Annotated in this window: 29 protein-coding genes; 14 read left to right on the plus strand and 15 right to left on the minus strand. The window is 70.4% G+C overall.

Annotation, left to right across the window (positions count from 1 at the left end):
* Window positions 1-24: 24 nt before the first annotated feature.
* Both mshD and AB0K11_RS10420 read right to left on the minus strand, forming a co-directional pair.
* Window positions 25-930, minus strand: coding sequence for a mycothiol synthase (mshD, locus tag AB0K11_RS10415; RefSeq protein WP_364975551.1), 906 nt, complete (start codon window positions 928-930; stop codon window positions 25-27).
* Complete coding sequence (locus tag AB0K11_RS10420) at window positions 927-1,706, minus strand: response regulator transcription factor (protein ID WP_364975554.1); 780 nt, start codon at window positions 1,704-1,706, stop codon at window positions 927-929. Before AB0K11_RS10420 ends, mshD begins: the two co-directional genes overlap by 4 nt.
* A 166-nt stretch (window positions 1,707-1,872) precedes the next feature.
* Between AB0K11_RS10420 and lmeA the strand changes: the two genes are divergently transcribed.
* The 8 genes from lmeA (at window position 1,873) to AB0K11_RS10460 (ending at window position 6,085) form a co-directional block, all read left to right on the plus strand.
* A complete protein-coding gene (gene lmeA / locus AB0K11_RS10425; RefSeq protein WP_364975556.1) occupies window positions 1,873-2,670 on the plus strand; it encodes a mannan chain length control protein LmeA in 798 nt (265 codons plus the stop codon).
* Window positions 2,667-3,089, plus strand: a complete 423-nt coding sequence (locus AB0K11_RS10430) for a thioredoxin family protein (RefSeq protein ID WP_364975559.1) — start codon at window positions 2,667-2,669, stop codon at window positions 3,087-3,089. Before lmeA ends, AB0K11_RS10430 begins: the two co-directional genes overlap by 4 nt.
* Window positions 3,090-3,118: 29 nt before the next feature.
* Window positions 3,119-3,211, plus strand: coding sequence for an Ms5788A family Cys-rich leader peptide (locus AB0K11_RS10435; protein WP_364975562.1), 93 nt, complete (start codon window positions 3,119-3,121; stop codon window positions 3,209-3,211).
* Window positions 3,212-3,297: 86 nt separating this feature from the next.
* Complete coding sequence (locus AB0K11_RS10440) at window positions 3,298-3,753, plus strand: DUF4395 domain-containing protein (RefSeq protein ID WP_364975564.1); 456 nt, start codon at window positions 3,298-3,300, stop codon at window positions 3,751-3,753.
* 33 nt (window positions 3,754-3,786) lie between these two features.
* Window positions 3,787-4,620, plus strand: a complete 834-nt coding sequence (locus AB0K11_RS10445; RefSeq protein ID WP_364975566.1) for a sulfurtransferase — start codon at window positions 3,787-3,789, stop codon at window positions 4,618-4,620.
* A gap of 5 nt (window positions 4,621-4,625) precedes the next feature.
* On the plus strand, window positions 4,626-4,928 hold the full coding sequence (locus tag AB0K11_RS10450; protein WP_264013941.1) for a DUF1416 domain-containing protein: 303 nt from the start codon (window positions 4,626-4,628) through the stop codon (window positions 4,926-4,928).
* A 222-nt stretch (window positions 4,929-5,150) separates the two neighbouring features.
* Complete coding sequence (locus AB0K11_RS10455; protein WP_364975570.1) at window positions 5,151-5,822, plus strand: FABP family protein; 672 nt, start codon at window positions 5,151-5,153, stop codon at window positions 5,820-5,822.
* Complete coding sequence (locus tag AB0K11_RS10460; protein WP_364975573.1) at window positions 5,819-6,085, plus strand: hypothetical protein; 267 nt, start codon at window positions 5,819-5,821, stop codon at window positions 6,083-6,085. Before AB0K11_RS10455 ends, AB0K11_RS10460 begins: the two co-directional genes overlap by 4 nt.
* 21 nt (window positions 6,086-6,106) lie before the next feature.
* On the opposite strand, the gene AB0K11_RS10465 is transcribed toward AB0K11_RS10460, so the two are convergent.
* From AB0K11_RS10465 to AB0K11_RS10480, 4 genes are all read right to left on the minus strand, one after another.
* Window positions 6,107-6,856 (minus strand): amino acid ABC transporter ATP-binding protein, encoded by a 750-nt coding sequence (locus AB0K11_RS10465; RefSeq protein ID WP_364975576.1) that lies wholly within the window; start codon window positions 6,854-6,856, stop codon window positions 6,107-6,109.
* Complete coding sequence (locus AB0K11_RS10470) at window positions 6,853-7,695, minus strand: amino acid ABC transporter permease (RefSeq protein ID WP_364975578.1); 843 nt, start codon at window positions 7,693-7,695, stop codon at window positions 6,853-6,855. Before AB0K11_RS10470 ends, AB0K11_RS10465 begins: the two co-directional genes overlap by 4 nt.
* Window positions 7,692-8,546 (minus strand): ABC transporter substrate-binding protein, encoded by an 855-nt coding sequence (locus tag AB0K11_RS10475; protein ID WP_364975581.1) that lies wholly within the window; start codon window positions 8,544-8,546, stop codon window positions 7,692-7,694. The genes AB0K11_RS10470 and AB0K11_RS10475 overlap by 4 nt, the downstream gene beginning before the upstream one ends.
* A gap of 303 nt (window positions 8,547-8,849) precedes the next feature.
* Window positions 8,850-9,725, minus strand: coding sequence for an aminodeoxychorismate lyase (locus AB0K11_RS10480; RefSeq protein WP_364975583.1), 876 nt, complete (start codon window positions 9,723-9,725; stop codon window positions 8,850-8,852).
* Between the two features lie 34 nt (window positions 9,726-9,759).
* Here AB0K11_RS10480 and AB0K11_RS10485 point away from each other — a divergent pair, with 34 nt between their 5' ends.
* On the plus strand, window positions 9,760-10,845 hold the full coding sequence (locus AB0K11_RS10485; protein WP_364975586.1) for a folate-binding protein YgfZ: 1,086 nt from the start codon (window positions 9,760-9,762) through the stop codon (window positions 10,843-10,845).
* A 135-nt stretch (window positions 10,846-10,980) separates the two neighbouring features.
* The gene (locus AB0K11_RS10490; protein WP_364975588.1) at window positions 10,981-11,169 is read left to right on the plus strand and encodes a DUF3073 domain-containing protein; all 189 of its coding nucleotides are present in this window, start codon (window positions 10,981-10,983) and stop codon (window positions 11,167-11,169) included.
* 10 nt (window positions 11,170-11,179) lie between these two features.
* Here the strand turns inward: AB0K11_RS10490 and purM are convergent, their stop codons facing one another.
* Window positions 11,180-12,253, minus strand: coding sequence for a phosphoribosylformylglycinamidine cyclo-ligase (gene purM / locus AB0K11_RS10495; RefSeq protein ID WP_364975590.1), 1,074 nt, complete (start codon window positions 12,251-12,253; stop codon window positions 11,180-11,182).
* Between the two features lie 107 nt (window positions 12,254-12,360).
* Here purM and AB0K11_RS10500 point away from each other — a divergent pair, with 107 nt between their 5' ends.
* Together AB0K11_RS10500 and AB0K11_RS10505 are read left to right on the plus strand one after the other, a co-directional pair.
* Window positions 12,361-12,807 (plus strand): cupin, encoded by a 447-nt coding sequence (locus tag AB0K11_RS10500; RefSeq protein WP_364975592.1) that lies wholly within the window; start codon window positions 12,361-12,363, stop codon window positions 12,805-12,807.
* Window positions 12,808-12,882: 75 nt separating this feature from the next.
* Window positions 12,883-13,863, plus strand: coding sequence for an NAD(P)H-binding protein (locus tag AB0K11_RS10505; RefSeq protein ID WP_364975594.1), 981 nt, complete (start codon window positions 12,883-12,885; stop codon window positions 13,861-13,863).
* A gap of 3 nt (window positions 13,864-13,866) precedes the next feature.
* Here AB0K11_RS10505 and purF read toward each other — a convergent pair whose 3' ends face one another.
* On the minus strand, window positions 13,867-15,399 hold the full coding sequence (gene purF / locus AB0K11_RS10510; protein ID WP_364975596.1) for an amidophosphoribosyltransferase: 1,533 nt from the start codon (window positions 15,397-15,399) through the stop codon (window positions 13,867-13,869).
* A 176-nt stretch (window positions 15,400-15,575) separates the two neighbouring features.
* Window positions 15,576-15,968: a sterol carrier family protein gene (locus AB0K11_RS10515; RefSeq protein WP_364975598.1), complete on the minus strand. Its 393-nt coding sequence runs from the start codon at window positions 15,966-15,968 to the stop codon at window positions 15,576-15,578.
* 16 nt (window positions 15,969-15,984) lie between these two features.
* On the opposite strand from AB0K11_RS10515, the gene AB0K11_RS10520 reads away from it, so the two are divergent.
* Window positions 15,985-17,190 carry an MCE family protein gene (locus tag AB0K11_RS10520; RefSeq protein WP_364975600.1) on the plus strand — a complete coding sequence of 402 codons (1,206 nt, stop codon included), beginning with the start codon at window positions 15,985-15,987 and terminating at the stop codon, window positions 17,188-17,190.
* A 48-nt stretch (window positions 17,191-17,238) separates the two neighbouring features.
* Window positions 17,239-17,661, plus strand: coding sequence for a PPOX class F420-dependent oxidoreductase (locus tag AB0K11_RS10525; RefSeq protein ID WP_364975603.1), 423 nt, complete (start codon window positions 17,239-17,241; stop codon window positions 17,659-17,661).
* Here the strand turns inward: AB0K11_RS10525 and AB0K11_RS10530 are convergent.
* From AB0K11_RS10530 to AB0K11_RS10555, 6 genes are all read right to left on the minus strand, one after another.
* Window positions 17,594-18,241 carry a CPBP family intramembrane glutamic endopeptidase gene (locus AB0K11_RS10530; RefSeq protein ID WP_364975605.1) on the minus strand — a complete coding sequence of 216 codons (648 nt, stop codon included), beginning with the start codon at window positions 18,239-18,241 and terminating at the stop codon, window positions 17,594-17,596. The genes AB0K11_RS10525 and AB0K11_RS10530 overlap by 68 nt on opposite strands.
* A gap of 23 nt (window positions 18,242-18,264) precedes the next feature.
* A complete protein-coding gene (locus tag AB0K11_RS10535; RefSeq protein WP_364976741.1) occupies window positions 18,265-19,956 on the minus strand; it encodes an alpha/beta hydrolase in 1,692 nt (563 codons plus the stop codon).
* Window positions 19,957-20,024: 68 nt separating this feature from the next.
* On the minus strand, window positions 20,025-22,298 hold the full coding sequence (purL, locus tag AB0K11_RS10540) for a phosphoribosylformylglycinamidine synthase subunit PurL (protein WP_364976743.1): 2,274 nt from the start codon (window positions 22,296-22,298) through the stop codon (window positions 20,025-20,027).
* A gap of 29 nt (window positions 22,299-22,327) precedes the next feature.
* Complete coding sequence (locus AB0K11_RS10545) at window positions 22,328-23,590, minus strand: cation:proton antiporter (RefSeq protein WP_364975607.1); 1,263 nt, start codon at window positions 23,588-23,590, stop codon at window positions 22,328-22,330.
* Between the two features lie 28 nt (window positions 23,591-23,618).
* Window positions 23,619-23,966: a VOC family protein gene (locus AB0K11_RS10550; RefSeq protein ID WP_364975611.1), complete on the minus strand. Its 348-nt coding sequence runs from the start codon at window positions 23,964-23,966 to the stop codon at window positions 23,619-23,621.
* Window positions 23,967-23,981: 15 nt separating this feature from the next.
* Window positions 23,982-25,025 (minus strand): amidohydrolase family protein, encoded by a 1,044-nt coding sequence (locus AB0K11_RS10555; RefSeq protein ID WP_364975613.1) that lies wholly within the window; start codon window positions 25,023-25,025, stop codon window positions 23,982-23,984.
* Window positions 25,026-25,051 lie beyond the last annotated feature (26 nt).

The following is a 25,051-nucleotide window of genomic DNA, read 5'->3' on the forward strand; positions in this document are numbered from 1 at the left end:
ACGTCAAGTGACCGAGCCGAGGCCTCAGGAGCCAGAGGGGGCACCGGCGGCATACGCGACGTCGACGCTGTGGATGTCGAAGCCCAGCTTCCGGTAGGTGTTCACCGCCGCCGCGTTGTCCGCCTCGACGTAGAGCATGACCGTCGGCTCCGCGCTCTCGGACAGCCGCTTCGCGAGGTGGTGCAGACCCGTCAGCGTCAGCGTCGCGCCGAGTCCGCGGCCCTGGGCCGCGGGGTCCACGCCGACCACGTAGACCTCGCCGAGATCCCCGTCGTGGATCTTCGTCCAGTGGAAACCGAGCAGTTCGCCGGTCGTGTCATCGCGACCGAGGAACAGTCCGTCGGCGTCGAACCACGGCTCGCCACGGCGCTCGGCGATGTCGGCGTCGGTCCAGCCGCCCTGCTCCGGATGCCAGGCGAAAGCGGCGTTGTTGACGCGCAGCAGGTCGGCGTCGTCGGCAGGCCCGGAGTAGGTCGTGATGCTCACCCCCTGCGACGTCACCGGCGCGGGAAGATCGCGCAGCGAGCGGCGCATCTGCAGCAGTTCTCGGCGCACCACCAGACCGAGTGACCGGGCGGTGGCCTGGGCGGGCTCCAGGTTGCCGTGCGCCCAGATCCTGGCGTCCTCGCCACCCGCGACAAGTCCGGCGGTCGCCAGTTGCGATCCGACACCGCGGCGGCGCGACGGCGGATCCACCACCAGTTCGGCCATCGCGGGGGCGTCGTCGGAGGCGGCAGCGAGGTTCAGATAACCCACGATGTCGTCGCCGTCGAGAGCCACCAGGTGGCGCGTCCGGTCGGCGTCCAGTTCCCGCAGCACCTGATCCCCCACCGGCGCAACGCCGTCCGCGATTGTGGCGGTGTGGATCAGCGCACGGATGCGGTCCTGGTCGGCCGCGGAGAGATTGGTGCGCCAGTCGAGCGTCGTCACTGCGTGCGGAGCGGGTCGAAGGACTCGGGCACGCTGTCCGGCGCGTGCGCGTAGTCGTCCTCCTCGTCGTCGTCGGCCAACTCCGTGCCGGGAGCGGGCGGTCGACCGCGCGCGGGCCGGACCGCTTTGTACCCGACGTTGCGCACGGTGCCGATCAGCGACTCGTACTCGGGACCCAGCTTGGCGCGCAACCGGCGCACGTGCACGTCCACCGTGCGGGTGCCGCCGAAGAAGTCGTACCCCCACACCTCTTGCAGCAGCTGGGCGCGGGTGAACACCCGGCCCGCGTGCTGGGCCAGGTACTTCAGCAGTTCGAATTCCTTGTAGGTGAGGTCGAGTGGCCGTCCGCGCAGTCGTGCCGTGTAGGTGCCCTCGTCGATGACGAGCTCACCGAGGCTGACCTTGCCGACGTTCTCCTGGTTGGCCATGCCGCCGCGGCGCCCGACCAGCAGGCGGAGACGGGCGTCGATCTCGGCGGGACCGGTGCCAGGCAGCAGGATCTCGTCGAGCCCCCACTCGTGGTTCACCGCGACCAGGCCGCCCTCGTTGACCACGGCCACGACGGGCACCGACGTGCCGGTGGTGCCCAGCAGCCGGCACAGTCCGCGCGCGGCGGCGAGGTCGGTGCGTGCGTCGACGATGGCGATGTCCGCAGTGCCGGCCTCGAGCAGAGCTGACACCTCGGTCGGCGCCGACCGGACGTTGTGCGCGAGCAGCGCCAGTGACGGCAGGACCGACTCAGGATGCGGATCGACGGTCAAGAGAAGTAGGTCCACAGGCCCTCCAGCGTCCCCGGGGTGCAATCAACTCCTGCGGTGATCTCCCAGATTCATGCCTGACATGTCGCCGTTACCGGCTGTTGGTCACGTAACGATACCGCGCCACCTGCGGATCAGCCGCGTCGAGCGGACCGCGCCGGTCGAGGTAGGCCAGAATGTCCAGGTGCGCAGGCTGCTGATCGGACTGGGGGCGACGCTGACCGTCCTGCTCCTCACCGCGGTCGGCGCCGACTTCGGCGCCGCGATCTACGCCGAATACCGACTGGCCAGGGCCGTGCGCAGCGCCGCGGACCTGGAGTGGGACCCGTCGGTGGCCATTCTGGGCTTCCCGTTCGCCACCCAGGCGATGGACCGCCACTACGACGAGGTCGAGATCCGGGCCAGTGGCGTTGATCACCCGGTGGTCGGCAAGGTCTCCCTGGAGACCACCCTGCACGACATCGGCCTCGGCCAGGCGTCGTGGCTGGTGAGGCCGCAGGCGCCGCTTCCGGTCGGCAAGGTGGAGAGCCGCATCATCATCGACTCCACCCACGTGGGGCGCTTCATGGGGATCCCCGACCTGCTCGTGGAAGCGCCGTCGCGGGAGACCAACGACTCCACCGGCGGCACCACCGAGTCGGGCATCTCGAGCAACCGCGGACTGGTGTTCACCGGCACCCCGAAGTCCGCGGACGTGACCGAGCGGGTCAGCGTGGCGGTCGACCTGTCCCGGCCGGAAGGCGACCAGAGCACGCTGGTGCTCACGGCCACCGGAGTGCTCACCGGCCCCGGTACCGCCGACCAGGAGGTGCCCGAGGACAAGGTGGCCGCGGTCCTGGCCGCGTTCAGCACCACGATGCCGGGCCAGGAGCTGCCCTTCGGCATCGCGCCCACCAGCGAGGGCGCCCGCGGTTCGGACATCATCATCGAGGGCATCGCTGAGGGAGTAACGATCGCGCTGGACGGGTTCACACAGTCATGAGCAGTCAGTGGGCGGTGGTCATCACCGTGCTGATCGCCGTCTTCGGCGTCGCCTTCGTCGTCGGCCGGCTGATGTCCATGCGCGCCGGAATGCTGAAGGGGGCCGAGGCCGCGGCCGACGTGGACACCTCCGATCTCGGGTTGTCGGGCACAGGTCCGACCATCGTGCACTTCAGCGCGGTGTGGTGCGGCCCGTGCGCCGCGGTGCGCAAGGTGGTCAACCAGGTGTGCGCCGAACTACCCGCGGTCGCGCACGTGGAGATCGACATGGACGCCAATCCGGCGGCGGCCCGGCGGCTTTCGGTGCTGTCGCTGCCCACCACGCTGATCTTCGACGCCGACGGCAGGCCGCGGTACCGCACGACCGGCGTGCCGAGGGCCGCTGACCTGCGTTCCGCGGTCGAGCCGCTGTTGGCCTGATCACCCTGTCATTGGGTAAGCTGACCGACGTGTTCGCCCGCATCGAGCTTGTGCTCACCAAGCGCCGCGCAGTTGATCTGTGCCGCGTCGCGGGTTGTTGCTGTTGTTGTTGTAGCTGCTGAGCGCCCTCGCGTCGTCACGCGTCCGCTCGGAGCAGGCCTTCGTGGCATGCCCGTGACCAGCCCAACCGTGCAACAGGAGCCGATTCATGACCATCACGCCGGACCACGTGGACGTGCGCGGACCCCGGTTCGTCGCGTGGGTCACCACGGCCGTGCTCGTGGCGACGTTGTTGACGGCCGCGGTCGATGAGGCCGCCGCCGCCGTCGTGCTCGCCGTGCAGGCCGCGGTGTTCGCGATCGGGGCGGTGCGCGGACCGCGCGGCCATCCGTACGGTGCGCTGTTCAGCCGGTTCATCGCGCCGCGCCTCGGCCCGGCCACCGAGACCGAACCGGTGCCGCCGCTCAAATTCGCCCAGGTCGTCGGCCTGGTGTTCGCCGCCGTCGGGGTGGCCGGCTTCGCCCTGGGGCTGTCCCCGCTGGGTCTCACCGCGACGGCGTTCGCGCTGTTCGCGGCGTTCCTCAACGCGGCCTTCGGCATCTGCCTGGGCTGCCGGCTCTACCCGCTCGCCATCCGCCTCCGCCGCAGTCCCGCTCATTCCTGATCGAATTCACAAGCAACCGAAGGGATCTCATCCATGGCACGCTCCGACGTCCTGGTCACCGCAGACTGGGCCGAGAGCAATCTCGACGCGCCGAACATCGTCTTCGTCGAGGTCGACGAAGACGTCTCGGCCTACGACGGCGGTCACATCCAGGGCGCCGTCAAGCTCGACTGGAAGACCGACCTGCAGGATCCGGTGCGCCGCGACTTCGTCGACGCCGCGCAGTTCTCCAAGCTGCTGTCCGACCGCGGCATCGGCAACGACGACACCGTGGTCCTCTACGGCGGCAACAACAACTGGTTCGCCGCCTACGCGTACTGGTACTTCAAGCTGTACGGCCACCAGGACGTCAAGCTGCTCGACGGCGGCCGCAAGAAGTGGGAGCTCGACGGTCGCGCGCTGTCGACCGAGCCGGTCAACCGGGCGGCCACCACGTACACCGCCCAGGCGCCGGACACCAGCATCCGCGCCTTCCGCGACGAGGTGATCGAGGCCATCGACAGCAAGAACCTGGTCGACGTGCGCTCCCCTGACGAGTTCTCCGGCAAGATCCTCGCGCCGGCGCACCTGCCGCAGGAGCAGAGCCAGCGGCCGGGGCACATCCCCGGTGCCATCAACGTTCCGTGGAGCAAGGCGGCCAACGAGGACGGCACGTTCAAGTCCGACGACGACCTGGCGAAGCTGTACGCCGAGGCCGGGCTCGACGGCAGCATGCAGACCATCGCCTATTGCCGCATCGGCGAGCGTTCCTCGCACACCTGGTTCGTGCTGCGCGAGCTGCTGGGCCACCAGAACGTCAAGAACTACGACGGCAGTTGGACGGAATACGGTTCCCTCGTGGGAGCCCCGATCGAGTTGGGAAGTTGATTGATATGTGCTCTGCACCGAAGCAAGGGCTGACGTTGCCCGCCAGTGTCGACCTCGAGAAGGAGACCGTGATCACCGGCCGCGTGGTCGACGGATCCGGGCAGGCGGTCGGCGGGGCCTTCGTGCGGCTGCTGGACGGCTCCGACGAGTTCACCGCCGAGGTCGTCGCATCGGCCACCGGTGACTTCCGGTTCTTCGCCGCACCCGGCACCTGGACGCTGCGCGCGCTGTCGCCCGCCGGCAACGGCGACGCCAGCGTCGCCCCGTCGGGCGCCGGCATCCACGAGGTCGACGTCAAGGTCGCCTGACCTCTCTGGCTTGTTGGCGCGGGTGTGGGTGTCTGCACGGCGACACGCCGCCGATAGTGAGCAATCACGCACGCTCGCGCCGGCCCGCGGCTTCATGCCGTGGGCGTCAGACGGTTAGACTCGCATCGTGGTGCTGTTCTTCGAACTCCTCCTGGTCGCCTGCACCGTGGTGATCACCTGGTTCGCGCTGTACGCGGTGTATCGCCTCATCACCGACGAGTCGTGAGCTCCCCCGACGGCCCCGAGGACCTCACCGGTTCGATCTTCGGCTCGGGCGACAGGGCGGTGGCTGCGGCCGCGCAGCGCGCGAGAGAGACGGCGCCGCGCAACATCCCGGTGTTCGACGACCTGCCGCTGCCGACCGACACCGCGAATCTCCGCGAGGGTGTGGACCTCAACGAGGCGCTGCTCGCCCTGCTGCCGCTGGTGGGCGTGTGGCGCGGCGAGGGCGAAGGCCGCGGCGCGGGCGGCGACTACCGCTTCGGGCAGCAGATCGTGGTCAGCCACGACGGCGGCGACTACCTCAACTGGGAGGCCCGCTCGTGGCGCCTCACCGAGACCGGTGAGTACGACCGGCCCGCACTGCGCGAGACGGGGTTCTGGCGGTTCGTCCCCGACCCGGCCGACCCGTCGGAGTCGCAGGCGATCGAACTCCTGCTGGCGAACTCCGCCGGCTACGTCGAACTCTTCTACGGCCGCCCCCGCAACCAGTCGTCGTGGGAACTGGCCACCGACGCGTTGGCGCGCAGCAAGTCCGGCGTGCTCGTCGGCGGCGCCAAGCGGCTCTACGGCATCGTCGACGGCGGCGACCTGGCGTACGTCGAGGAACGGGTGGACGCCGACGGCGGGTTGGTGCCGAACTTGTCTGCCCGGTTGTCTAGATTCGTCGGATGACGCGCCGCCTCGGAATCTGTCTCGGTACCGGACTCACCGCAGTCGCCCTGCTCGCCGGGTGCTCCTCGGAGAGTGCGCCTCCCCCGGACCCGTCGACCTCCGAGACGCCCAGCGGCCACGGCACCTTCGCCGAATGCCTTGGCGCACATGGTGTTCCCGCGCCGCCGGGGCCTGTCGCCGGGCCACCACCCGGGGTGGACGCCGCGAAGTGGAAGACCGCCATGGACAGCTGCTCCACGTTGGCGCCCGGCCCCGCCGGCTAGACAGCCCGCAGCACTGACCCGTCACCCCCGACGCACCCGGGCGAGGAACTCCCTGGCGCGGTCGTGGGTCGGGTCGGTGAGCAGCTGTTCGGCAGGCCCGGATTCGACGACGACCCCGCCGTCGACGAAGCACACCGTGTCGGCGACCTGGCGGGCGAAGCCCATCTCGTGGGTGGCCATCAGGATGGTGCGGCCCGCCGCCGCGAGTTCACCGACGAGGTCGAGCACGTCGCCGACCAGTTCGGGGTCCAGCGCGCTGGTGATCTCGTCGAGCAGGAGCAGCCGCGGCTCATACGCCAGGGCGCGCGCGATCGCGACCCGCTGCTGCTGACCGCCCGACAGCGTGTCGGGATAGCAATCGGCCTTGTCCGACAACCCGATCCGGTCGAGCAGCTCACGTCCGCGGCGGTCGGCCTCTCGCCGCTCGGCGCCGTGCACCACCCGCGGGGTGAGCGTCACGTTGGCGAGCGCGGTCATGTGCGGGAACAGGTTGTAGGACTGGAACACCATGCCGATCGCCCGCCGGGCGGCGTCGGCGTCGACCCGGGGGTCGCTGATGTCGCGGCCGTCGAGCAGGATCTGCCCGTCGTCGATCTCCTCGAGCAGGTCCACACACCGCAGCAGCGTGGACTTGCCCGAGCCGGACGGCCCGATGAGCACCACCACCTGGTGCTCGCAGACGTCGAGGTCGATCCCGTTCAGTACGGTCCGTCCGCCGTAGCTCTTGTGCAGGCCGCGGATCGACAGCACCGTCGCCGCGGCGGCGCTCACACCGCCCCCTGGCGGGTCGCGGCGCGGCGGGCCACCCAGTCGGCGAGCCGCGCCGACGGCACGGCCAGCGCCACGAACAGCAGCCCTGCCACCACGTACGGGGTGAAGTTGTAGGTCGAGGCGGACTCGATCTGCGCGGCGCGCACCGCGTCCACCGCGCCGAGCACGGAGATCAGCCCGCAGTCCTTCTGCAGCGCGACGAAGTCGTTCAGCAGGGCGGGGGTGACGCGCCGGACGGCCTGGGGCAGCACCACCAGGCGCATGGTGCGGCGGTAGTTCAGCCCCAGCGACTTCGCGGCCGCCAGTTGCGACGGGTGCACCGATTCGATGCCGGCGCGGAACACCTCGGCGACGTAGGCCGAGTACACCAGGACCAGAGCCAAGCCGCCGAGCAGCACGGGGTCGTTCGGCACCCCGTTCAGCCGCAGCCCGGGCAGGCCGAATCCGACCAGGTAGAGGCAGATCAGCAGGGGCAGTCCGCGGAACACGTCGACGTACCCGGTCGCCATGGCGCGCACCGGGAACCACACCGGTCCCCGCGAGGCCCGCACCAGCGCCAGGGCGAGGCCGACGACGAGCACCAGCACCGTCGCCACCGCGAGCACCCGCAGGTTCAGCCAGAGCCCCGTCAGCACCGCGGGCAGGCTGTCCCAGCCGATGCGCAGATCGAAGAACGATTCACGGACCCGCGGCCAGCCCGGTGCGTTGGTGACGACCAGCACCAGCACCGCGGCGAACACCACGGTCGACAGCAGCGCCACCAGCGTGGAGCGGCGGGCCCTGCTGCGGCGGAACGCCTGCCGGTCGAGCAGTGGCGCGGAGACGACGGGTGGTGTCACGAGAGGAACGGCGCCGCTCCCGGCCCGGCCAGCCACTCCTTCTGCAACCGGAACAGCACCCCGTCGTCGCCGAGCTGGTCGACCGCCTGTGACACACACGAGGTCAGGGCGCTGCCCTTGTCCAGCACGATGCCGAACTGTTCGGCCTTGCCGGGCTCGGACGGCAGCTGGCCGATGATCTTCGACTCGGGCAGTTCCAACTGCACCGCGAAGGCGGTCGGCAGGTCCAACGCCAGCGCGTCGATCTGTCCGCTCACCAGCGCTGCCTTGGCGTCCTCGTTGTTGTTGTACACCGAGACCTCTGCACCGCCGCTGACCTTCTGGGCGGCTTCGAAACTGGTGGTGCCCACCTGCGCGCCCACCCGCACGTCACGCAGCTCGTCGAGGGTGGTCACCGACGCCGCGGGCGACGACGGCAGCGTGATGAACGCCTGGGTGACGTCCAGGTACGGCGAGGAGAAGTCGACGGCCTGCCTGCGTTCGTCGGTGATGGAGAACTCGGAGAGGTTGGCGTCGAAGTTCTTGGGCCCGGGGGCGATCGCGGAGTTGAACGGCACCCGTTCCCAGCGCACGTCCTCCTTGGCGTAGCCCAGCTTCTCGGCGACGGCGTAGGCGACCGCCGATTCGAAGCCCTGGCCGTTCGCCGGGTCGTCGTTGATGAACCACGGCTGGTAGGCCGGTTGGTCGGTGGCGAAGGTCAGCACCCCGTCGGTCAGGGTGGGCAGCGCCTCCTTCTGGCAGCTCTGCGCCGAAGGAGTGGACGGTGCGGATTCGTCGGCGGGGGCGCAGGCGCTCAGCACGGCCAACGCGATCAGTGCGGGCCCGGCCACCAAGATCGGGAGTGTGCGCATGGCCGCGATCTTCGCGTACTCGGTGGGGCGGCGCCAACCGGCACCCGTGGTGCGGACATGGAGCGGCCCCCGAGCCAAGGATCCACAGCTGGACGGACCGAGGGGCTCGGGGGCCGGGTGACTGCGGGGAATTCGCCAGCGCGCGCAACTAGTTTCGCCGAACGGCGGTCCCCATTGGTGCTGCTAGCTCGCAGCCACCTCACATGTCCATGAGTCATTCAAAATGTCGGACCACCTCCCTTCCTGTGTACGAGCGACCATACCGACGGCTCGGCGGCCCGACAAGCAATTTTCGTTTCGCGCTCAGCGATCACAGACGATCGCGGCGTCGACCAGCCCGGACAGCTCGGCGGCCAACGGCGACGGCGGCAGCGGCCTGCCGTCGAGGGTGTGCACCCGGGCGGCGAGCGTGATGCTGGAGATCAACCAGACGCCGTGCGCCGCACCCAGATCCGCGGGCCGCAGCGCGCGGTAGTCGCAGTCGAAGCCCTTGTTGCGGGCGACTTCGAACAGCGCCTGAGCCGTGGTGCCCCGCAGGATCGGATACCAGGGCGGCGGCGTCAGCAGCACGGGGTTGTCCGGCTCGCCCGCGGCGATCACCACCGTCGAGCGCGGCCCCTCGAGCACATAGCCGTCGGAGCTGACGAAGATGACGTCGCCCGCGCCGTGGCGTTCGGCGTGCCGCAGCGCGGCCATGTTCACCGCGTAGGACAGCGTCTTGGCGCCGGCCAGCAGCCACGGCATGTCCGCCGCGCCTGCCGACAGCCCGCGGTCGAGCAGCATGGCGGCCACACCGTCGCGGCGCGCCACGGCCACCCGGGCGGCCAACGCGCCGACGGTGGCGTAGGCCGTCGGCTCCGAACCGCTCTCCCGCCCGCGGCTGTACACCAGGCGCAGCACGCCTTCGCCCTCGTGGTTCGCCGTCCACGCCGCGGTGGCCGCGGCCACGGCGGCGCGCCAGCGGTCGAGATCGGGTGCGGGCAGGTCGGACATCTTGGCCGACTGGGTCAGCCGTGCCAGGTGCGCCTCGAGCAGGCACGGCGCGCCGTCGCGGATCAGCAGCGTCTCGAAGATGCCGTCGCCGCGCACGGCGGCGAGATCGTCGGCGTGCAGCAGCGGCGCGTGCGGGTCGTGCAGCGTGCCGTCGAGGGTCACCACGACCGCGGGTTGGCTGCCCATGGCCGGTTAGCCTAGCGCTCGTACAGTTGACGGTATGTCCGCAGTTCCCGTGCCCGAGGGCAGTCCCGATGCCGGCGCAGTCTGGCATCACGGTGATCCGTTCGGCGAGCAGCGTGCCGCCGCGCACGACGCCGTCCTGGTGGACCGCTCCCACCGCGGCGCGCTCGCACTGACCGGCGCCGAGCGCCGCAGCTGGCTGCACAGCATCTCCACCCAGCACGTCAGCGAGCTGCCCGACGGCACGGTCGCCGAGAACCTCAGCCTCGACGGCCAGGGCCGCGTCGAGGACCACTGGCTGCAGACCGAACTCGACGGCACCACCTACGTCGACACCGAGCCCTGGCGGGGTGAGCCGCTGCTGGCCTACCTGCGCAAGATGGTGTTCTGGGCCGACGTGCAGGTCGAGCCCGCCGATCTGGCGGTGCTGTCGCTGCTCGGTCCCGCGCTGGGCGACACGCCGGTGCTCGACGCGCTCGGCGTCGATTCGCTACCGGCGGAATCGACGGCGGTGGCCCTCGACGGCGGCGGATTCCTGCGCCGGCTGGTCGCCGACGGTCTGGAGATCGACCTCGTCGTGCCGCGCGAGCGGGCCGCAGAATGGCGGGCCCGGCTGACCGCGGCGGGCGTGCGCCCGGCCGGCGTGTGGGCCTACGAGGCGCACCGCGTCGCGGCCGGGCGGCCCCGGCTCGGCCTGGACACCGACGAGCGCACCATCCCCCACGAGGTGGGCTGGATCGGTGGCCCCGGCGTCGGCGCCGTCCACCTGGACAAGGGCTGCTACCGCGGTCAGGAAACCGTCGCCCGGGTGCACAACCTGGGTAAACCGCCCCGGATGCTGGTGCTGCTGCAGCTGGACGGATCGAGCGACCGGCCCGCGACGGGCGATCCGGTGCTGGCAGGAGGACGCGCGGTCGGCCGGCTCGGCACGGTGGTCGACCACGTCGACGAGGGCCCGATCGCGCTGGCGCTGCTGAAGCGGGGCCTGCCGGTCGACACCGCGCTCGCCACCGGCGGCGCGGCCGAGGTCGCCGCGGTGATCGATCCGGCCTCCGTGCCGGCGGCCGACTCGACGGGGGCGGGCCGGCTCGCCGTCGAGCGGCTTCGCGGCGGCGCGCGGTGAGGGTGGTCACCCAAGGCAGGGCCTACCAGCAGACCGCAGCCGGGCACGGTAAAGTAACCGCAGGACAATAAACACACTCAGATCGGAGCCGCCTGCTCGCTGGGCCGCTCCGTTATTGCGCGAGGGGGTCCCCCCATGGGCCGCGGCCGGGCGAAGGCAAAGCAGACCAAGGTTGCACGTGAGCTCAAGTACAGCTCACCGCAAACCGATTTCGAGCGGCTCCAGCAGGAGCTGGGCGGCGGGTCGAGCTCTCCTGGAAACAGCGACGGGTTCGAACCCGAGGACGCTGGAAACTACCTCGAAGACGACGACTGGCGGCGCTAGTCCCCTCGTTTCAGAACCGCGGGTGCTGACCGACCAGGTGTGCCCGCGGTTCGTCCTTACCGGCCTTCTTGACGGTGCCGAGCGTCCAGCAGTCGAGATGACGGGCAGTCAGAATCGCCAGCGCACGGTCGGTGTCCTCCGGCGCGACGACGGCCACCATGCCGATTCCCATGTTGAACGTCTGCTCCATCTCGGCGCGGTCGACGCGGCCGCGCTGCGCGATCATCTGGAACACCGGGGCCGGCGTCCAGGTGCCGCGGTCGAGTTCGGCTGACAGCCCGTTGGGCACGACGCGTTCCAGGTTGCCCGCCAGCCCGCCGCCGGTGATGTGGCAGAACGTGCGGACCTGGCTCTCCGCCGCCAGCGCGAGGCAGTCCTTGGCATAGATGCGGGTGGGTTCGAGTAGTTCTTCGCCGAGTGTGCGGCCGAATTCCTCGACGTGACCGGCCAGGTTCATCCGGTCGATCTCCAGCAGCACCTTGCGGGCCAGCGAGTAGCCGTTGGAGTGCAGCCCCGACGAGCCGAGGGCGATGATCACGTCGCCGGGTTTCACCCGGTCGGGGCCCAGCACGTCGTCGGCCTCGACGATGCCGACGCCGGTGGCGGAGATGTCGTAGTGGTCGGGCGCCATCAGGCCCGGATGCTCGGCGGTCTCGCCGCCCAGCAGTGCGCAGCCGGCGATCACGCAGCCGTTGGCGATACCGGAGACGAGTTCGCTGACCCGTTCGGGCACCGTGCGGCCGACGGCGATGTAGTCCTGCAGGAACAGCGGCTCGGCGCCGCAGACCACCAGGTCGTCGACGACCATGGCGACCAGGTCCAGCCCAACGGTGTCGTGTTTGTCCATGGCCTGGGCGACGGCGAGCTTGGTGCCCACACCGTCGGTCGACGAGGCCAGCACCGGCTCTCGGTAGCCGCCACGCAGGGCGAACAGCCCGGCGAAGCCGCCGAGGCCGCCACGGACCTCGGGCCTGGTGGCCTTCGCGGCGAGGGGCTTGAACAGTTCGACGGCGCGGTCACCGGCTTCGATGTCCACCCCGGCCGACGCATAGGAGATGCCGTGTTGTTCGGCGCGATCGGTCATCGAAGGAAAGGCTACCGGTACCGGCCGCGGCACGGTACGCGCCTCGAGTCATCGCTGCCTGCGCGTTTCCGCGCCGAGCGGCCCGCGGTGTGACACCGTGACCCGCCATGGACAACTTTCACCGGTCGGCGGTGGCCGCGGCGGTGTCGGTGCTCGCCGCGACGGCACTCGCGGCGCCGGCCGCGGCCACCCCGCCGCGGGACACCGACGGCGTCGTGACCTGGGAGATGACCGACGGCGCCGCCCCCACCGGCACCGACTACATCTTCCGCCGGATCACCATCGCGCCCGGCGGCAGCACCGGCTGGCACTCCCATCCCGGGCAGCTCTTCGGCACGGTGAAGGAGGGCATCCTGATGCACAACCGGGCCGACTGCACGATGGACGGCCTCTACGTCGCCGGTCAGGAGATCGCCGAGAAGGGCGGTCCGGGTTATGTTCACATCGGCCGCAACGTCGGGCCGACGCCCCTGGTGCTGGAGATCCTGTACGTCAACCCGGCCGGGGCGCCGCTGTCGCAGGACGCACCGGATCCGGGTTGCGGGTTTGCCTGACCCCTGAAACGGTCATCCGGCGGCGTACCGGCTTCGAATACCTGGAGACGGCTGAACGAGAGATGGAGACCGCGGGTGCCCGCTGAACAGATCCGCTGCCTGGTGACCGGCGCCACCGGTTACATCGGTAGCCGCCTGGTGCCCCGTCTGCTCGACGAGGGCCGTCAGGTCCGCGCCATGGCCCGTACACCGGAGAAGCTGGACGACGCGGCGTGGCGCGATCGCGTCGAGGTGGTGCGCGGCGACCTCACCGAGCCCGACTCTCTGGTGGCCGCGTTCGAGGGCATGGACGTCGTCTACTACCTCGTGCACTCGATGGGGACGTCGAAGGATTTCGTCGCCGATGAGAAGCGCTCGGCGTCCAACGTGGTGGCCGCGGCGAAGAAGGCCGGTGTCTCGCGGATCGTCTACCTGAGTGGACTTCATCCGAAGAACGTCGCGTTGTCCCGTCACCTGGCGTCACGTACGGAGGTCGGGGACATCCTCATCGCCTCCGGCATCGAGACCGTGGTGCTGCAGGCGGGCATCGTCATCGGCTCGGGTTCCGCGTCGTTCGAGATGATCCGCCACCTCACCGACCGACTGCCTGCCATGACCACCCCCAAGTGGGTGCACAACAAGATCCAGCCCATCTCGATCGACGACGTCCTGTACTACCTGACCGAGTCCGCCACCGCCGAGATCCCCGAGTCACGGACCTGGGACGTCGGCGGACCCGATGTCCTGGAGTACGGCGACGCGATGCAGGTCTATGCGAACGTCGCGGGTCTGCGGAAGAGATTCATCGTCGTGATGCCGTTCCTGACGCCGTCCATCGCGAGTTGGTGGGTGGGTCTGGTGACCCCGATTCCGTCCGGTCTGGCCCGGCCCTTGGTCGAGTCGCTGGCGCACGACGCGGTGATGGCGGAGCACGACATCGACGCGGTCATCCCGCCGCCACCGGGCGGTTCGATGTCCTACCGCGAATCGGTGACCGAGGCGCTGCGGCAGGATGGCACCGCGTCCACCGGCGGGCGGCGCCACCTGGTGAAGTTCAGTCCGACTGCGCCGCAATAACTTTCAGGGGCGACGCACGGCTGAGGCGTTGTCGTTCTCGATCGACAGCGGCAGCCCGTTGCGTGCGGCCGTGGCCAGCATGTGTTCGATGACGTTCTTGCCCAGTGCTGTCTCACCCGGAAGCTCGATCGGGTACTTGCCGTCGAAGCACGCCGAACACAGCCTCGACGCGGGCTGTTCGGTCGCCGCGATCATGGCGTGCTGGGAGATGTAGCCGAGGCTGTCGGCGCCGATCGCCCGGCGGACGGCTTCGAGTGTCTCGTCCTCGTCCTCGACGGCGTTCGCGATGAGCTCGGCGGGGGTGGCGAAGTCGATGCCGTAGAAGCACGGCCACTTCACCGGCGGTGAGGCGATCCGCACGTGCACCTCGAGCGCACCCGCCTCGCGCAGCATCCGGATCAGCGCGCGCTGCGTGTTGCCCCGCACGATCGAGTCGTCGACGACGATCAGCCGCTTGCCGCGGATCACTTCCTTGAGCGGGTTGAGCTTGAGCCGGATACCCAGCTGCCGAATCGTCTGCGACGGCTGGATGAAGGTGCGGCCCACGTACGCGTTCTTCATCAGGCCCTGGCCGTAGGGGATCCCGGAGCCCTGCGCGTACCCGACGGCGGCGGGTGTCCCCGATTCGGGGACGCCGATCACCAGGTCGGCGTCGACGGGTTTCTCGGCGGCCAGCCTGCGGCCGATCTCGACGCGGGTGCCGTGCACGGACCGGCCGCCGATGACGCTGTCCGGCCGGGCGAGGTAGACGTACTCGAAGACGCAGCCCTTGGGCGTCGGGTTGGCGAACCGGGTGGAGCGCACCCCGTCGGCGTCGATGGCCAGCAGTTCGCCCGGCTCGATGTCGCGGACGAACGACGCGCCGACGATGTCGAGCGCGGCGGTCTCGGAGGCCACCACCCACCCGCGGTCCAGCCGGCCCAGCGACAGCGGCCGTACGCCGTAGGGGTCGCGTGCCGCATAGAGGGTGTTCTCGTCCATGAAGGTCACGCAGAACGCGCCGCGGACGGTGGGCAGCAGCGCGAGCGCGGCCTGTTCGAGCGTGCTGTCGGCCGCGCCGTGGGCGAGCAGGGCGCCGAGGATGTCGGAGTCCGTGGTGGCCGCGCCGGGTGTGCGGGGGTTGATCAGCCCGGCGTCGCGCGCGCGGGCGGCGAGTTCAGTGGTGTTCACCAGGTTGCCGTTGTGGCCGAGCGCGACCCCGGTGCCCGCGGCGGTGTTGCGGAACACCGGCTGGGCGTTCTCCCACGTGGTCGACCCGGTGGTCGAGTAGCGGCAGTGGCCGATCGCGACGTGGCCGTCCATCGCGGCCAGCGTCTGCTCGTCGAAGACCTGACTGACCAGGCCGAGGTCCTTGAACACCAGCACCTGCGAACCGTCCGCGACGGCGATGCCCGCGGCTTCCTGGCCGCGGTGCTGCAGGGCGTAGAGACCGTAGTAGGTGAGTTTCGCGACGTCCTCGCCCGGTGCCCAGACACCGAAAACGCCGCACTCTTCCTTGGGGCCCTCTTCGGGCTCGAGGTCTGTCTGGCCGGTCACGTTAGGGGCTGCTCCGTGGGGGCGTTGGGTGACATGACCGAGCATACGGTCAATGGCGGGTGTTCGAGGAATCGCGGCGGCAGTGTCGCCGGTGGATCTCAGCGGTGCAACGCCGGCGCGGGTGCAGGTCATTCCCGGGGCGCGGTCCGCGGACGGCCGTGGGGGGTGTGGCGAAACTAACTCTCCAGCGCCACCACGGGGAGCCACTGGGCGATCTCGCCGGCCCGCGACCCGGACAGGGTGATGTCGTGTGCGGCCGCCGCGGCGTCGACGGTCGTCAGCCCCGTCGCCAGCCGCAGCCAGGTGCGCCCGTCGGTCTCGACGACGTTGGGCGGGTTGCCCCGGGTGTGGCGCGGGCCGGAGATGCACTGCACCGCAACGAAGGGCGGGACGCGGACTTCGACGCTGGCGCCGGGCGCGGACGCGGCGAGGGTGCGGGCGGTGAGGCGCACCGCCTCGGCGACGTCGGTGCGCGACGGTTCCGCACGGGTGGCGTCACGCAGCCAGTCGGCGACCGCCACGACGGCGGCGCGGGTCTTTGCCGGATCGGGACTACGACGGGTGGCCATATCTTAGGGTCGCAAAGTGATTGATCTTCACCACCACCCGCCGTACAAAACGGCGGGTGCGGTGTTGATCGCACTGATGGTCGTCGTCGGCGTGCTGTTCTCCCTGCAGTTCCGTGGCGCGTTCACACCGAGGGCCGAGCTGACCGTCGTGTCGTCACGCGCGGGATTGGTCGTCGATCCAGGGTCGAAGGTGACGTTCAACGGGGTCGAGATCGGCAGGGTCACCGAAATCGGCACGGAGCCCACCGACGACGCGCAGCAGGCCCGGCTGTCGCTGGACGTCGATCCCCGCTACCTGGGTCTCATCCCGGCCAACGTGGTGACCGACATCAATGCGAGCACAGTCTTCGGCAACAAGTACATCGCCTTCAGCTCACCGACCGATCCTGCCGCGCAACGCCTTTCGGACGGCGACGTGGTGGTGGCCTCGTCGGTGACCACCGAGTTCAACACGGTGTTCGAGACGGTCACCGCGCTGGCCGAACAGGTCGACCCGATCAAACTGAATCAGACGCTGAGCACAACGGCGCAGGCGCTGACCGGGCTCGGCGACCGGTTCGGCAACTCGCTGACCGACGGCAACGCCATCCTCGAGGACCTCAACCAGCGGATGCCGCAGCTGCGCGAGGACGTCACGAACCTGGCCGACCTCGCCGACGTCTACGCCGACGCCTCGCACGACCTCTGGGACGGCCTCGACGACGCCGTGCTGACCGCCCGCGCGCTGAACGACCGGCGTGCCGACGTGGACGCCGCCCTGCTCGCCTCGATCGGGTTCGCGAACACCGGCGGCGACGCCTTCGAGCGGGCCGGTCCGTACTTCGTGCGGGTGGCCGAGGATCTGGGGCCGACGGCCAAGCTGCTCGACGACTACCGCGGCATGATCTTCTGCACGATCCGCAACTATCACGACGTCGCCCCGGAGATCCAGCGCACCCTCGGCGGCGACAACGGGTTCTCGCTGCGGTCGGCAGGTGCGCCCACGGGAGCGGGCAACCCGTACATCTACCCCGACAACCTGCCCCGGGTGAACGCCCGCGGCGGTCCCGGTGGCAGGCCCGGGTGCTGGCAGAAGATCACCCGCGAGCTCTGGCCGATGCCCTACCTGGTGATGGACACCGGATACAGCATCGCCCCGTACAACCACATGGAGATCGGCCAGCCCTTCGCGATCGACTACGTGTGGGGCCGCCAGTTCGGCGAGCTCACCATCAACCCCTGACCCCCGCTTGTTGACATCAAGTTTCCTTGAGGTTCTACGTTGGCGGCCATGACGTTCAAGCCACACGAGATCGCCTTCCTGCGTGACGCCGACCTGGGTCGGCTCGCCACCGTCCAGCCCGACGGCACCCCGCAGAACAGTCCGGTCGGTTTCACCTACAACGACGAACTCGGCACCATCGACATCGCCGGCTACCGGATGTCGCGCAGCCAGAAGTTCCGCAACATCGCCCACGACGCCCGCGTGGCGTTCGTCGTGGACGACATCTACTCGCGCGACCCGTGGCGGGTCCGCTGCCTGGAGATCCGCGGCACCGCCGAGCAGGCGCACACCGGGCCGTCACACGGCGGTTCCGGCGACGAACTCGACCCCGCGATCATCCGCGTGCATCCCCGCCGCATCATCAGCTTCGGCATCGACGACACCGAGACCGCACCGCACGATCTCGTCGCCGACATCCGCGACGTCTGACCACCAGCGCGGCGACGGCGCCCGCCTCGTTGACCGCGAGGTGCGCCAGCATCGGCGCGGCGATGCTGCCCGAGCGTTCGGCGAGCAGGGCGAACCCCCAGCCGGCCAGTCCGGTCGCCACGACCACGGCCGGTACCGGCTGACCGGCTGCCCGCGCGTCGGCGATGTGCGACAGCCCGAACGCCGCGGACTGCAGCAGCCGCCCGCCGTCCGGCCCGAACCCTTCGGCGGCCAGCGTTGCGAGCGCGGCGCGGAACGCCGTCTCCTCGGCCCACACCGTCCCGAGTGGGATCCGCAGCAGCAGCCAGCGCACCGGGCGGTCCGGCACCTTCTGGTCGGCCATCGCCGAGCGCACGACGGGCAGCGCGGCCGCCGCCCCGACCGCCGCCGCCACGACGGCGACCACGGCCAGTCCGTGCCGCAGTCCGCTCCGTAGCTCGGGCGGGCGCAATCCCAGCGGCGCGCGGGTGAGCCGCACCAGGGCGGTGCCGAAGGCGGCCTGCACCAGCGGGTGCCAGCGCGCAGGCAGCCGCGGGCTCACCAGGCCCTTGAGCGCAACGAGGATGACGGCGAGCGCCACCGCCCGAAACCCGGCCGGCGACACTAGTATTCGGGCCCGTCGGCGGCGGACTTCTCCAGCGCCATCCGGATGCGCGCGGTGTCCTCGGCGGTCCAGCCGTCGGGCGGCGCGACGGCCGCCCAACCGTCGAGCACCGAGTCGCCGTAGTTGTGGCCGTGCCCGCCCGGCACCCCGGCGGCGTTCGTCATGTCGGCACCGACCTGCCAGAAGGTGACGATCGGGTACCAGCGCATCGACGCTGTGCGGTCACGACCCGGCGCCTCCCTCAGCCAGTCGGGCCGGGAGAACAGCAGATCCGGCGACCACCACACGATCGGATCCGACGGGTGTTGCAGGAACAGCACGCGGGTGCCCTCCCACGGCGCGGCGGTGTCCGCAGCGATCTCCTGCGGACCGGTCGCCTCCGAGAAGCGGACGGTGCGCCCGTTGTCGTAGCGCGGGGCGACCTCCGGAGTGCCGGGATCGCGCCGCTCGATGATGGCCCGCCACAACGGGCTGGCGTTGGGCGGGCCCACCCAGAGCACCGAGGAGAATCCCATCCTGGCGATGTCGGGCAGCCACGCGAACGCGCCCTGCCCGCCCATCGAACCGAGACTCTCGCCGTAGAGCACCAGTTCGGGTCGGCGGTCTGCGGGGCGCCGCTCCCAGCGCTGGTGGATCGCGTCGATCATCAGCCGGCCGGTGTCCATCGACTTCTGCCGGTCACCCAGGAACGAGATCCAGCTGGGCAGGTAGGAGTACTGCATCCCGACCAGCGCCGTGTCGCCGTTGTACATCAGTTCCAGGGACCGCGCGGCCACCGGGTTGATCCACCCGGTGCCGGTGGTCGGGACGATCACCAGCACCTGCCGGTCGAACGCGCCGGTGCGCTCGAGTTCGCTGAGCAGCAACGCGACTCGCTGCTCGTCGGTGTCGGCGGACTGCAGCCCGGCGTACACCCTGATCGGCTCGAGCGCGGGCCGCCCGTTGACGGCTTCGAGCTCGTCGGCGTCCGGCCCGGAGGCGACGAAGTTGCGGCCCTGGAAGCCCAGGGAGTCCCACGAGGCGAAGGATTCCGGGCTGCCCGAGCGTTGCGGTTGGGTCGGCGCCACGATGCCGTCGCGGGTGGTGGTGTTCTGCGGCTGGAACACCCGGTTCGCGCCGGCCAGGAAGCCGCGCAGCAGCACGCCGTTGACCAGCGTGATCACCAGCACCACCACGATCGCGGTGCCGATGAACAACGCCACCTCCTGGTGCAGGTGCCAGCGTCTGATCAGCGCGCGGGCAAGCACTTTCACCGCGTCGAGCAGCACCCGGGTTACCGCCACACACGCGGCGCCGACCAGCACGGCGATGATCAGCGTGCGGGAATGCCCCAGCGTCGTCGGGCCCTCGACGCCGGTCACGGCCGACACCTGCCGCTGCCACGCCGCGGCGGGCACCAGCATCGCCACACTCGCGACGATCGCCAGCACCACCGTCAGACCTTTGGCCCGGTACAGCGCGCGCTTCGGCGGCGGCCAGCGCCGGGAATGACGAAGAACGAAGCGGTGCAGCATCGTCGCGGTGAACACACCGATCCCGTACCCGATGGCGCCGTTGATGCCGCCGATCAAACCCTGGAACAGCCAGTCCCTCGGCAACAGCGACGGTGTCAGCGACAGACAGAAGAACAGCGCGCCGAAGGCCATGCCGACGAAGTCGAGGCGGACCAGGCTCCAGGCCCAGATCAGCAGGGGGTGGCGCGAACGGCGTTGTTGCGCCTCGGCGAATCGCTCGCCGGTGCGGTCGTGGGTCGGTGCACTCACCCGAACAATCCGGGCAGCACGCCCTCCGACGTGCTGCGCAGATCCGCCAGGGTCACGCTGAACTGGTCCTGCACCTCGACGGCATCGCTGCCGTCGTCGACCACGCCGATGCGGGTGGCGGGCAGCCCGCGGGCCTCGCACATCGACCGGAACCGGCTCTCCTCGGTGCGCGGCACGGCGACCAGCACCCTGCCCGCCGACTCGGAGAACAGCGTGACGAAGGGGTCGGCGCCGTCGGGAAGGATGACGCGGCAACCGGTTTCGCCTGCCAGCGCCGCCTCGACCACGGCTTGGATCAGCCCGCCCTCGGACAGGTCGTGCGCCGCGGAGACCAGGCCGTCGCGCGACGCGGCGGTCAGCACCTCGGCGAGCAGCTTCTCCCGGTCGAGGTCGACCCGCGGCGGTGTGCCGCCGAGGTGCCCCGCGGTGACCTGCGCCCAGATGGAGCCGTCGAATTCGTCGCGGGTGTCGCCCAGCAGGATCAGCGTCTCACCCGGTTCGGTGCCGACGCCGGTGGGGATGCGGCGCTTGACGTCGTCGATCACGCCGAGCACGCCCACCACCGGGGTCGGCAGGATCGGGGTGCTGCCGGTCTGGTTGTAGAAGCTGACGTTGCCGCCGGTGACCGGAATGCCCAGTGCCGCACACCCGTCGGCGAGCCCGCGGACCGCTTCGGAGAACTGCCACATCACCCCGGGGTCCTCCGGCGAGCCGAAGTTCAGGCAGTTGGTCACGGCGACCGGGGTCGCACCGGTGACGGCGACGTTGCGGTAGGCCTCGGCGAGCGCCAGTTGCGCTCCCGCATAGGGGTCGAGCGCGGTGTAGCGGCCGGAGGCGTCGGTGGAGACCGCGATGCCGCGGCCGGTGGCCTCGTCGATGCGCAGCACACCGCCGTCGGCATGTTCGGCGAGCACGGTGTTGCCGCGCACATAGCGGTCGTACTGCTCGGTGATGTACGCGCGGCTGCACAGGTGCGGGCTGCCCACCATCGCCAGCAGGGTTGCGCGCAGGTCGTCACCGGTCTGCGGACGGGGCAGTCCGGCGGTGGTGTCGGCGATCAGCGCGTCCTGGGTGTCGGGGCGGGCCAGCGGTCGCTGGTAGACCGGGCCCTCGTGCGCCACGGTGCGCGGCGGGACGTCGACGACGGTCTCCCCGTGCCAGGTGATCTCCAGCCGGTCGCCGTCGCTGACCTCGCCGATGACGGTGGCCAGCACCTCCCACTTGCGGCACACCGCCAGGAACGCGTCGACGTTGTCGGGGGTGACCACCGCGCACATGCGTTCCTGCGACTCGCTGGACAGCACCTCCGCCGGAGTCATGTTCTTCGCCCGCAGCGGCACGCGGTCCAGCTCGATACGCATGCCACCGTCGCCGGCTGAAGCCAGTTCGGATGTGGCGCAGGACAATCCGGCACCGCCGAGGTCCTGGATGCCGACCACCAGCCCGGCGGCGTACAGCTCGAGGCAGCACTCGATGAGCACCTTCTCCATGAAGGGGTCACCGACCTGCACGCTGGGCAGCTTCTTGCGTCCCGGGCCCGATCCCTCGTCGCCGCCGAAGGTCTCCGAGGCCAGCACCGACACCCCGCCGATGCCGTCCAGACCGGTGCGCGCGCCGAACAGGATGATCTTGTTGCCGGTGCCCGACGCGAAGGCCAGATGCAGATCCTCGGTGCGCATCGCCCCGACGCACAGCGCGTTGACCAACGGATTGCCCGCGTAGGAGGGGTCGAAGACGGTTTCACCGCCGATGTTCGGCAGGCCGAGCGAGTTGCCGTAGCCACCGATACCGCGCACCACGCCGTCGAGCACCCGGCGGGTGTCGGGGGCGTCGGCCGCCCCGAAGCGCAGCTGGTCCATCACCGCGACCGGGCGGGCGCCCATCGCCATGATGTCGCGCACGATGCCGCCGACGCCGGTGGCCGCGCCCTGGTAGGGCTCCACGTACGAGGGATGGTTGTGCGACTCGACCTTGAAGGTGACCGCCCAGCCGTCACCGATGTCGACGACGCCGGCGTTCTCGCCGATGCCTGCGAGCATGCCGGCGCGCATCTCGTCGGTGGTGGTCTCGCCGAAGTAGCGCAGATGCACCTTCGAGGACTTGTAGGAGCAGTGCTCGCTCCACATCACCGAGTACATCGCCAGCTCGGCGTCGGTCGGCCTGCGGCCGAGGATCTCGCGGATCCGCTGGTACTCGTCGTCCTTGAGGCCCAGCTCGCGGTGGGGCTGGGGTTGGTCGGGGCTGGCTGCCGCCCGCTCGACGGTGTCCAGTGTGGGTCCGACCTCCTGCGTCACGGGGATCAGTCTAATTCCCCTGTCGCTCCGCTCCTGCCCGCCGCACCTAGTCGCCCCGGGGCGCTGTGCTCCTGCCCACCGCTCCGCGCGTGCGCGCGGGCGACGGCCGGAGCGCCCAGTCCGTGCAGCACCACGCTGCCCAGCACGGTGACCACCATCGCCAGCAGCACCTCGTGTTCGGCCGTGTCGGACAGCGTGTTGAAGGCGAGCAGACCGAAGACGATGGACGTGGTGCCGCGCGGTCCCAGCGCGCCGAGCAGCCACCGCTCGCGCCAGTTCGGTCGCGAGCCGAGCAGGCCGATGAGCATCGGCACCACCCGCACCGCGGTCAGCGCCAGCAGGCAGAAGACCACCATGCCGATGGACACGCCGGACTGCAGCGCCACCACCGCCGCGGCGCCGAACACGAACCACATGCCGACGGCGAGCAGGAAGCCGACATCGTCGACCAGTTCGAGTTCGCGACCGATGTTCGCCGAATGCCGGAGGTTGCGCAGCGCCAGTCCGCAGACGAAGGCCGCCACGAAGCCGTTGCCGTCGACACCCAGGCTGAGCCCGAACGCGATCAGCGGGGCGGCCACCAGCAGCCACCGCTTGGAGTGCTCGGTCATCAGGCCCCTGCGGTCGGCGGCATTCGACAGCACGGCCAGCGCCGCCCCGACGGCGAGCCCGACCAGGATCGCCTTGATCGCCTGCGGCACCGCCGATCCCAGGGCCGCCAAGGGATTCTCGGCGTCACCGCCCTCGCCGGCGAGCACCAGGGCGAAGATGAAGATCGGCGAGACGATGCCGTCGTTGTAGCCGGCCTCGACGTTGAGCAGGTTGCGCACCCGTTCGGGGATCCGCTCATCGCGCAGGATCGACGTGGCCGGCGCGAAGTCGATCGGCACCACGATGCACGCGATGATCAGCAGTACCGCCCATGACAGCCCCGGCAGCAGCCACAGCCCGAGCAGCAGGGCGGCGCCCAGGCACAGCGGCATCACGATGAACAGCACCCGCAGCGCCGACCGCGGTTCCCGGCCGAACAGGCCGCCGCGCACGTCGGTGGCGTCGACGAACAGCAGGATGGCGAGGATCACCTCGGCGATGTGCTCGGCGGCGTCGGTGTTCAACGACGCCGCCACCTGATCCCGGGTCGCGAAGCCGACGGCGATGCCTGCGAGCACCAGCACCATCGGCGCGGTCAACCGCCAGGACTCCAGCCGCCGGGCCAGCAGCGACCAGCCGGCGAGCACTACGGAGACCGCGATCAGTGACAGCAGCACGGGCGCGATCTTTCCAGCCCGCTCGCGGCTATCCCTCCGCGATACAGAACGCGTTGCCTGCGGGGTCGGCGAGCACCACCCAGCGGAACTCCTCGCCGAAGCTGTGCCGACCCGTCTCGGTCGCGCCGAGGCCCACCAGCCTGGCCACCTCGGCCTCCAGGTCTGCGGCCGCGAAGTCCACGTGCAGCCGGTTCTTGCCCGGTGTGGGGTCGGGCACCCGCTGGAAGCCCAGTTGCGGACCGTCGGCCTGCGCGACGAGCACGAATTCGCCTGGCACGACGGCGTTGACGTCGCCGCCCACCGCCCCGGCCCACCACGCGGCCAACCCGTCGGGGTCGTCGCAGTCGAAGGTCAGCGTCTCCACTCTGAGTGCCATGCACCCGACCCTAGGTCAGCCCACCGACAACCGATAGACGCGCCGGGCGTTGTCGCGCAGCACGGCGTCCTCGTCGAACGCGTCGCCCAGGACTTCGCGCAGGATCCAGATGCTGTCCGGCAGCGCCACATTGGGCTTGTCGATCGGGAAGTTCGACGACCAGAACGTGCGCTGCGGCCCGAACACCGACTGCAGGTGGGTGATCAGCGGTGCGGCGAGGTCGCGCAGTCGTTCACGCGGCACCGGCCCGGCGCCCAGCACCGGCATGCCGAGGCCGCCGAGCTTGGCGACGACGTTGGGCAGCGCTGCGAGTGCTGCGACGTCGTCACGCCAGCGGGCCACGATGTCGTCACGCTCGGCAGGGGTCGTGCCGGTGTGCCTGCCGCGCGGGCCGAGCGCACCCACCGGCGTGGCGAAGTGGTCGAGCACGAAGGTCGTCTGCGGGTACTCGCGGGCGAGCGTCACCGCGTCGGGCAACTGGTGGCTGTAGACCCAGATGTCGTAGGTCAGGCCGCGCTCGGCCACCGCCGCGAAACCACGGAGGAAGGCCGGTTCGGCGAGCAGGTGCGGCGACGGCGTCCAGTCCATCACGCCCGGGTCGTCGTGGTGGGCCGCCAGGCAGCGCACACCCCGCACCAGCGGGCTCGCCGCCAGGTGGGCGTCGAGCACTCGGCCGACACCGGACTCGCCGGGGTCGGCGTGCACCACGATCGCCCCGAGGTCGGGTGCGCCGTCTCGACCGAATGGCAGTGCGGCCACCCACCGCGTCTCGTCGACCGCGCCGAGCGGATCCTTCGACTCCCAGCCGGCCTGGATGTGTACCACGGTGCGCACCCCCGCGGCCGCCGCGTCGCCTCGGTAGTCGTCGGGCAGGTACCGGTCGAACAGGTACTGCGTTTCGCCGACGAACTCGCGGTTGCTGCGCGGGAACACCCGCACCAGCACCGGCATCACCAGCGGCGCGCGGCGCACCACCTTCGCCACCGTCGACACTTTGCGCGGCGTGGTGAACGGGTCCCACTGGTGGATGTGCGCGTCCACCACGTCCTGTGCGGTCACGGGTTCACTGTTGCGCCCTCACCGCG

Source organism: Mycobacterium sp. NPDC050551 (assembly GCF_040674075.1).
GTDB lineage: Bacteria > Actinomycetota > Actinomycetes > Mycobacteriales > Mycobacteriaceae > Mycobacterium.